Origin of the sequence: Anoxybacillus andreesenii (assembly GCF_030813005.1) — a bacterium.
Classification (GTDB): Bacteria; Bacillota; Bacilli; order Bacillales; family Cytobacillaceae; genus Robertmurraya; species Robertmurraya andreesenii.
Window position 1 is genome coordinate 1 of sequence record NZ_JAUSTU010000049.1, and the last position, 8713, is coordinate 8713.

10 protein-coding genes and 1 pseudogene are annotated in these 8713 nt (G+C 35.0%); 1 reads left to right on the forward strand and 10 read right to left on the reverse strand.

Annotated features, from left to right (window positions below; all coding sequences use genetic code 11):
• Nucleotides 1-116: 116 nt before the first annotated feature.
• The 9 genes from J2S07_RS21195 to J2S07_RS21235 form a co-directional block, all read right to left on the reverse strand.
• Entirely contained in the window at nucleotides 117-767 is a 651-nt protein-coding gene (locus tag J2S07_RS21195) for a FusB/FusC family EF-G-binding protein (protein ID WP_307152382.1), read from the reverse strand.
• A gap of 325 nt (nucleotides 768-1092) precedes the next feature.
• Complete coding sequence (locus J2S07_RS21200) at nucleotides 1093-1362, reverse strand: CD3324 family protein (protein ID WP_307152383.1); 270 nt, start codon at nucleotides 1360-1362, stop codon at nucleotides 1093-1095.
• 272 nt (nucleotides 1363-1634) lie between these two features.
• A complete protein-coding gene (locus tag J2S07_RS21205; protein ID WP_307152384.1) occupies nucleotides 1635-3221 on the reverse strand; it encodes a recombinase family protein in 1587 nt (528 codons plus the stop codon).
• Nucleotides 3218-3355: a hypothetical protein gene (locus J2S07_RS21210; protein WP_307152385.1), complete on the reverse strand. Its 138-nt coding sequence runs from the start codon at nucleotides 3353-3355 to the stop codon at nucleotides 3218-3220. Before J2S07_RS21210 ends, J2S07_RS21205 begins: the two co-directional genes overlap by 4 nt.
• A 27-nt stretch (nucleotides 3356-3382) precedes the next feature.
• On the reverse strand, nucleotides 3383-4159 hold the full coding sequence (locus J2S07_RS21215) for a recombinase family protein (protein ID WP_307152386.1): 777 nt from the start codon (nucleotides 4157-4159) through the stop codon (nucleotides 3383-3385).
• A gap of 287 nt (nucleotides 4160-4446) precedes the next feature.
• Entirely contained in the window at nucleotides 4447-5319 is an 873-nt protein-coding gene (locus tag J2S07_RS21220; protein WP_307152387.1) for a rolling circle replication-associated protein, read from the reverse strand.
• A gap of 958 nt (nucleotides 5320-6277) precedes the next feature.
• Entirely contained in the window at nucleotides 6278-6565 is a 288-nt protein-coding gene (locus J2S07_RS21225; RefSeq protein WP_307152388.1) for a hypothetical protein, read from the reverse strand.
• Between the two features lie 12 nt (nucleotides 6566-6577).
• Nucleotides 6578-6703 carry a hypothetical protein gene (locus J2S07_RS21230; protein ID WP_307152389.1) on the reverse strand — a complete coding sequence of 42 codons (126 nt, stop codon included), beginning with the start codon at nucleotides 6701-6703 and terminating at the stop codon, nucleotides 6578-6580.
• A 156-nt stretch (nucleotides 6704-6859) separates the two neighbouring features.
• Nucleotides 6860-7831, reverse strand: coding sequence for an ankyrin repeat domain-containing protein (locus J2S07_RS21235; RefSeq protein ID WP_126649698.1), 972 nt, complete (start codon nucleotides 7829-7831; stop codon nucleotides 6860-6862).
• Between the two features lie 221 nt (nucleotides 7832-8052).
• Between J2S07_RS21235 and J2S07_RS21240 the strand changes: the two genes are divergently transcribed.
• On the forward strand, nucleotides 8053-8277 hold the full coding sequence (locus J2S07_RS21240; RefSeq protein ID WP_126649699.1) for a helix-turn-helix domain-containing protein: 225 nt from the start codon (nucleotides 8053-8055) through the stop codon (nucleotides 8275-8277).
• 112 nt (nucleotides 8278-8389) lie between these two features.
• Here the strand turns inward: J2S07_RS21240 and J2S07_RS21245 are convergent.
• Nucleotides 8390-8713: pseudogene (locus J2S07_RS21245) on the reverse strand (hypothetical protein); the annotation flags it as partial.

Below are 8713 nucleotides of genomic sequence, written 5' to 3' on the forward strand. Positions count from 1 at the left end.
AAAATAAAAAGGAAACGAAAGTGACGGTTGCGAACTTACTTCATCACCGTCACTTTCGTTTCCGAATAGAACGCCATTAAATATGACTCTTAACAATAAGCACTAAGATTTAGTTTTCATATTCCCAGCGAATCTTTAAAAAATGTTGTTAAATATTCAACATTAGTTATCTTTTTATTACATTCGCTACTGTCAGCGCAAATAAGATTACCAATGGCTTTGTAATAATCCGGGTTTTTTGGTTTTTTCGCTTTTGTTACGGTGGAGAAATAGGCAACCTCACCAAAACAATTACAGAAAGAACAAAGATTTTTTTTACTAGTCGGTGTAAATTCACATTCAATGCCAACTAATTTTCCATCCAGTTCATATACAATAAACTTTTTATTTGCTCTAAGGTCATTCCAACTCAAATAGGTCAGCTGGCTGTGGTCTATGTTTGCTAAATCAGGTAGCTTTAATTTTTTTTGCTTCGGAAACATTTTTTTCAGCTGCTGTTCGGTGATTTGTGGGAAAGGCAGCAAAAAGTCCGAAAGACGTCGGATGTATTGCTCATATTCATTATCTGTTGTAAGTCTGGAAAGATCGAGCAATTCTTGTTGTTCCCGAGTTGTGTTTGGAAAGAGGTCTAGAATTTTGGCATTGGCTAAGTCAATCACAGAAGCCAAAACGTTTTGGGGTACGTTCTTTTGTTTGCTGTCCTTAATTAAAGCAACCTGTTTTCTTATAAAATTTAACTGTTCATTTTTAATAAATTTTTCTGTCATCACATTTATCTCCAATCAATTTCCTGCTATCTCTCTTATTTTAAACAGTGCAGTTAACTTCTAAAATGGAGAAAATGACTTAGAAACGTTTTTTACATAAGGCTGTTTTCGTACGGATTGTGGTTCTGGAATATCCTTAATACCGGCCATTCCGTTTCATACTAGGCGTGCGATACGCATAGTTTGAGTAGCACTTTTCTCCGTTGTTTCAACAGATAGACAGCATAAACAACTGTATTGTCTAATATTTTTTTGTTCAATCTTTGAGAAAAGAGCCTGTACAGAAGAACAGCACTGATGGAATATTTCCACCAGCGCTGTTCTTCTACTTTTTATGTGAATAAACTATTTTCTTAATCGTTTCGGTTGAAAGGTAATATTCCTCAGCCAGTTGCCAGATACTGCTTCCACTCCTAAAAGAATTTCTAATGGTGGCATTGCGGCGGTCAAGCATCTGTCTTCCTCCGCTTGAAGTTCCCCATTTCCGATACTCAGTCTCCTGCTTTGGAATATAAACGATTTCCCCTTGAACATACTTTTGAATTTCCATAATTAGCTTCTCAGGTAAAACCTTGTTTGCATTAACATATTTCATTTTTGCCCGCCCCTTATTTTGATTTTGAAAAAATAAGGTGCAAAGCCAAAATATTAGAAAAGCTTTTCAGCGATAAATTAAATGTTTCGCCCCATGCAAAGTATCGCCTTTCCAATAATAGGCTTTGCATGAGTGGCAGAAGTACCAGACAATCGTATGTGATTCTCCATCTGTAAGCACCCCCTTTTAAAATTATATTATAACGTATATTACTTTTCGCATGAATGGCTTCATCCTTGTTTTTTCCAGAAAAACAAGGAGCATATTACAATTTATTGTAAAAAGACGGCCTCTATTTGTGATACGGTTCCCCCTGTCTTACTAAGTAGTAAAGCGTCATCATAATCAAACCAAAAGGTGATATACTTTATATCCTTTCGGTTCGGCTCGACTTCTATCTTTTTTATAATTGCCCTTATTAACTGCTTCCTTTGCTCGAAAGTAGCGGATTCGTAAAGAGTATCAAAGTTTTCAAGGGCTTGGAAAACCGATTCTTTAGTAATAATTGATTCGGAATGTAAATCTTCATACTCCCTTTCAAATTCTCTTCTTCTATCCTCCAAAACGGCAATATCCTTTAAGATTAATTCGGCTTGCATATTATAAACTTCCGCCCTAATTTTTTCAGCAAAATAATCACTATTTAACTTATCTAAATGAGCCTTTTTCTTTTCAAGGCTTTTCTTATTTAATAACAGGGATTTCCTTATTGAGCTTTCTTCAAGCACTTTTTGCTCCTCAATCCTATCAAGTACCTCTTCCACAATCCCCATATCGCTTAATAGCTCTTTTATCTTTTGAAGTACCTTCCTTTCAATACTCTCTTTACCAATTAAATTTGATTTACAAGCCTTTAAACCCTTACTAGCAAACGCTTGACACATATAGTATAAATGATAACCGCTCCCATCCCTTTTTTTCGACTTACTCATTACAGTTCCAGCACCACAAACAGGGCAACGTAGAATCCCTGATAGAATAAAATCTCCATGAAAGTTCCTATTTTTTGATACACTTTCCCGATTGGTATTATTAACCGCTTGTGCTTTAGCCCATAAATCGAGGGAAATTATTGCCTCGTGCTTTCCCTCGACTAAAACATAATCCTTAGTAACTCCTTTCCGCCTTTTAGTATTCCAGTCCTTTCTTCTACCCCATCTACACTTTCCTATATAGACTTCGTTCTCCAATATCGTCTTAATCGTACAGATGCTAAAAAGCTTCCCCTTTTTTGACCTATATCCTTCTTCATTCACAGTTTTAGCAATATATTTATATCCCTTTCCCTCTGCTCTCAATTCAAATATTCTTTTTACAATTAAAGATTCGCTTTCATTAATCACTAGCTGCTTATTTACATTATCGTAACCTAGTACAATACCCCCATTCCAATAGCCTTGTTCCGCCCTTTTCTCCATACCAGATTTTACTCGTTCGATAATCATACCACGTTCATATTGGGCAAAAGTTCCTAAGAAGTTTATGAACATACTTCCATTAAGGGTGGAGCTATCTAGATTATTATCACTTACTAGTAGTCGGCAATTATTTGGTAATAAAACATCATCAAGCAATTTTGAAATATCACTAAGCCGTCTTGAAATTCTATCGACCGTTTTTACAAGAATCGCTTGAAATTTCCCCTCATATAAGTCCCTAAATAGTCGCTGAATTTCTGGACGTTCATAGTTTTTTCCCGAATATCCTTCATCGGAATAAATACCGTATATCTCATACCCATTATTTTTGGCATATTTCTTCAAAATATCTTCTTGGGCTTCCAAGGAAAATCCTTCTTTAGCCTGTTCCTCCGTTGAAACCCTCGTATATATAGCAACTTTCAAAAGCGGTTGATTCATTCATTCTCCCCTCGTTTCTTAGTAGCTTGGTTCTTTATTAAATAAGCTAGTAAGCTAATTAAATCACTTCTTTTCGTTTCCTCAACAGTGGGTATTACAAGATTTATACCTTCTTTATTTCCTTTCGCTCCCATTTTTTTCTCTCCTCTTGATGTAAAGTTTTATAGAATTGGTTCGTGCACACCTTTAGTTTTTATATCACCGTAGCAATACGTGCCTTCATAGAATTCCCTACGGTCTAATATTCGTTTTACTTGCATCTTCGTAAATTTTTTCCGCTGTTGAGTGTGATACCCTTCAGCATTTAATTGAGAAGCCAATTCAGATAAAGACCATTTAGGAAAATTCCCTTTTAGCTCAAATAATCGTTTAATAACCAACGATTCCTCATGATTTATCTCAAGAAACTTTTGCCCCTTTTTCGCTCTATAACCGAAAGCGGCTCTCCCTCCAGCATATTTCCCTTGTCTCGCCTTCATATTTCTTCCACGACCTAGCTTCATAGCTATTTCCATACGTTGATACTCGTCCAATAACTCCATTAATCCATTTACTAGAAAATCGTTTGGGTCTTTCTTATAAATGCTATAATTAGGCTGTTCGATACTTTTAACGTCTACTCCATACCTTTTTAGCTCTCGATGAACTAAAACTTTAACAATATCAGAACGCCATAGGCGGTTAGTATTTAAGACAATTACGAAATCTACCTTGGAAGTAGAAATTTTCGTCAGCATATCTTGAAAGCCTTCTCTTTCTACCTCTAAGGCTTCTTCATCTATTTTTGCTCCACTTATTCCAGCATCAATAAAGCACTCTAGCAAATTCCATCCTTTCTTTTCACAGAATGACTTTATTTCATCCTTTTGATAGGTAAGGCTATAACCATCTTTTACTTGCCCAAGTGTAGAAACCCGAATATACCCTATTACGTTCACCGTTTTTCCTCCTAGCGTAACGAAAATTCTAATTATCGTAACGTTTTAAAAAAATAATTACCTTTATTTGGTAATTATTTACTAGGCAAGCATATTACGCTTTTACGTATAATTACAACCCTAAGTTGTGCTAATTTTCTACTTGAGGTATTTTTACAGGGTATTATGAATTTCAATATTCTAATTTGGGCTTAGGTTTTGGTTTTTAAAGGAATATAGATTAGTCCTTTTAAATAAAAGAGCACAGGCATATTCACAATTCCCTCTTAATCCATCAATTTTAGGTTTTAAAACATTGTAGCTAAGTCGATTTCTTCTTTAGGCTCCATAATCTTAAAGGTCTGAACCTCAATATAGTTGAGAAACTCAACAGAAAACCTCCTACCGTCTACCTTTTTTAATCCTCCCTCAATATCACCTAAATATTCCATTATCTCAAAATAGTTACCTCTGATAATCTTTGGCTTTATTAAATTATTACTTTGCAAATACAGTCGTTTGCCGAATGATCGTTCATCCGCTTTAAATTCACTTAAGTTTTTAATTAAATATTTTTTTAACTTGGCATATCTATCAACAATTTGTTGAGAATGAATCATTTTTACATTGACTATTCCATGCCCCCATATATTTTGAAAAATACCGTTTCTTAATTCTTCCGCTGGTATATCAGGTATATCCATCAAAACATGGAAATGAATCGTTCCTCGTTTTTGAAAGGAACGCACTCCCAAGTATTTAAAATCGGAATATCTATCACGCATACGCTTAATCCAGTTTTCAAAATCCCGACCTGCTTCATCTAGCGACACCTCCTCTTTTCCATAAGTCAATGTCACATACTTATCTCCTACTTTAAAGTTCATATCCATCAAATCGCTAAATACTTCGATTTCCTTCATTTTAAGGTTCCGAGCTTTAGGGGTTTTTATCGTCCTTTTCCCATTTTCTTTATCCCCCGCTCCGTTATTTCCCAAAATAGCCACTTGAATCATTTTCTCTAAAGCAGAAAATCCAGAGTTTCCCTTTATCTCCTTAATTTCCGCTTTCCGTTCAGCCTTCGTTTTTCGAGAACTTCCTCTTTTCCTAATCTCCTTTCCATAACGCTTTATTTTGATGTAGCTTTCTATCCGCTTCATCTCGCAATCATATCCGTCCATATTCTTCCTCCTAAGTCCATAGCTCCCCTCTGGGGCGTTCGATATAAATAAACCAAGGAAGGACAAATTCACACCGTGAATTTTCGTGAATTAAAAATAAATGTGATTGGCGATTTAAAATGCGGATATTTCACATGAATAGAGCGGATTAGGGTTTCTATTACATTTCAAAATAAAACAGCCCCTACAGAGCGATTTTTGGACGATAAACCGTCCTTTTCGCCAGTAAGGGCTTGGGTGGGCAGATTTATATTTAGATTAGAGGGAAAGTATCCATCAGACTTTTATATTAGGGAACAAACAAGTAAATATAAACTATAAACTAGGACGGAGCGAAGCGAAGTCCTCCGAGCGTAGCGAGGAGTAAGGTCAGTTATCTCTTGGATTTTCATATAAAGGAAGCGTCCTCTGTACGAGGGCATGACTTCCCCATTAATTAAGAAGTAGAAGCTTCAGCTTCGCTGAAGAGTTTATTCCCTCACTTAACACTCTGGAATTTTCTAGGCTCCTCATTCTCCCATTTAGTTCATCCCTTCACATTATCTTTCGAGTTTCGTCGTATTTATTTAGTTTAGTAAGGAGAATGATATTCAGATGTATATTTCTTTCTACTTCTTAATATCCGCCTATATTTTAACTAAAACTTTAAAGTAATAAAGAACACAAGAGTTTCTTGGATGCTTTATTTCTCTAAAGTATCGTAAATTCCCTCCTTTTTCCCATACACATGTGAAGATTACAGGAATCTTTATAGGCACGATCATATAGGTTGCTCATTTTCAATTTTAGATATTGCCGTAACTCCTTATCCTCGTTTCAAAAATGGTTTCGTGCGTTTTAAATAGGGTAATTTCCCATTCTAGTTTTATCTCTGCTAATCTATCATTATTAATACGTTAAAAGCCCCCTGGGTGATTTCTGGAAGTCTAGCAACCAGTTATCATCCAAGGGGCTTAAATTAATTTTTTGGTTTCGGATATTTCCTTATCAGCATATCATCTTTATCTCCATAGTCCAGATATTCCTTTATTTTTTCGTATCGGAACTCCCTTTTAGCAAGTTCATTCTGGCTAATTACTCGTATATCACCTATTCCCATATTTATCGGGTAGCCCATACGCTTCGCAAGAGCGGCAACCTCATTAAGGGTTTTCTCTAAGGCGAGTACTGACGGGTCATCAGTCCCAATATAGAGAATCAGCTTATATTCGTCTTTATAACGTTTAATAATTTGCCAATCTTCCATGTTAGGTTCACCTTACTTTCCTTTATCATCGATTAATTTAATCAGACCCTTTTTAATAATTACAAATCCTCTCTGTTCCCAATGCTTCACAAACTTTTCAGTACAGGTTATCTCCACACAGCTACTTTCATTCCTCATTACAAATCCTTCTCTTTCACTTCTTAAATCATCATAAGCGTTTTTCACATTTTCACTACTTTCTATCCATTTTTACTAGACTTTTTCTCTGCTCCGCAGATAAGGCTTCGCCAATTAGTTTCCGAGAGAACTATATATATTTATTAAAATAACCTTCTATTCCTTTGCACCATATTCCTCTAAATACTTTAAAATTCCCTTATCCCCATTTTCACGGGCAATCTTTAAAGGAGTCACACCCTCACTAGTTTTAACGTTCGGATTAGCTCCTGCATCTAATAAAATTTTTACTATATCATCATTATTAGAACGGATAGCCCACAATAACGGTGGTTCTCCCATCTCTTTATATATGTTTGGGTCGGCGCCTTGATTTAATAATTCCCTTACAAGGTCACTATTCCCCTCCCCAGAAGCTCTAGCAAGTTTGGTTACACCGTAGTCATCAGTAGCATTAATATTATTGGAATTTCCAGAGACAACATTATTTTCTTGCGTATCACTTTCCTCATTCGAAACAATATTTCCCGTTTCTGTATTTGAATTAGACCCATTTGAGGAACCAGCATTCTTTTTGATTTTATCCTTAGCATTCATTAAAACAGTAGCTGAAAGGTTATCTAAGGAAGTCGGTGGGAAGAAGTCTACAACTAAATTATCAACTTCAAACTTAGTTTCCTTTGGGGTGATTCCTTTCTTGAGGCTTATTTCACTATCAACATACTGATTAGTTATCCACTTAATCGCTTCTAAACTACTTTCCTTATTCAGCAAAACTCCCAAAAGAGCGGCAATATTTCCTCTTCCCATTCCATAATTTTCACTATCATAGGAAATATCAATCATAGCTCCTGTCATCTTATCTGGGTTTTTTCCTTCTAATTGAATAGAATACCCAGGTGCTACAAGATGAACAAAGAATAATTTATCTGGATTAGCTTCTTGCAAGCCTAATAATTTAGATTGCTTAATAAACGCCTTTATTGAATCGCCCGATACTCCCATAACAACAGATTCACTTTTACCACCACTAGAATTCGTAAATTTAGCGCTCTTTGAACTTAAATTAACATTCTGACACCCTACTAACAAAAATACTATTAGTAAAGCTAACTTTAAATATCTCACTATTACCCCTCCATATCCCCATATAGATACATTTTTTTATACCCTTTCCATGCAAATACTTTGTTAATTCAGACTCTTCACGAACCCAAAAAGTCCATATGAGAGAACTATTTACTTTTATTAAAGTAACTCTAATTCGGTACGCAATAGCGTACCACCTATATTTTTAGTATATGGTAACTTTTTCAATATAGTCAATATGATAGATTGTAGGGAGAAATATGGCGAGAAAAGTCGAGGTAAAAATTCATAAACTAGCCAATCAAAGAGGAATTTCATTAAGAGAATTATCTCGTTTAACCGATATACGCCATGCTGCTTTAAGCGAATTAGCTAATCAAAAGAGACAAAATATAAACTTTAGCCATATCGAAAGAATCGCTGATGCTTTAGAGCTAGATGATATTAGAGAAATCATCGACCTCATAAAAATTAAAGACAAATAAAGTCGCCCCAAGTGATGGGACGACTTTATTTGTCATGTTAACTCTTGATCATTTTCTCAGACTATTTTTGTTTAGCTGCTACTATTTATATGTGATACTAAATACTTTTACATTATCTAATTGAAGCTGTATATTCTTCTTCAAGAATCTTATCAAATACATGCTCTAGATACACTGCTAAGTTCTTAAACATTACTTGAATATCATCATTTGACATTGTTACATCAAAGTAATGAACACTTTTTTGTAAAATTTCTACTTTATTTGTTGCTTCTTTACGTCCTTTCTGAATATGTTTTACAAATAATTTAGTATCGGTCTGTTCAATTTTCCCGCAACAGTGTATAGTGCAAAATAAAAGTACAGAGTTATGCAAAGTAAAAGTACATAACCTTGCACTTTTATTTTTATAGAAAAAAAAGACTTGCCAGCTATC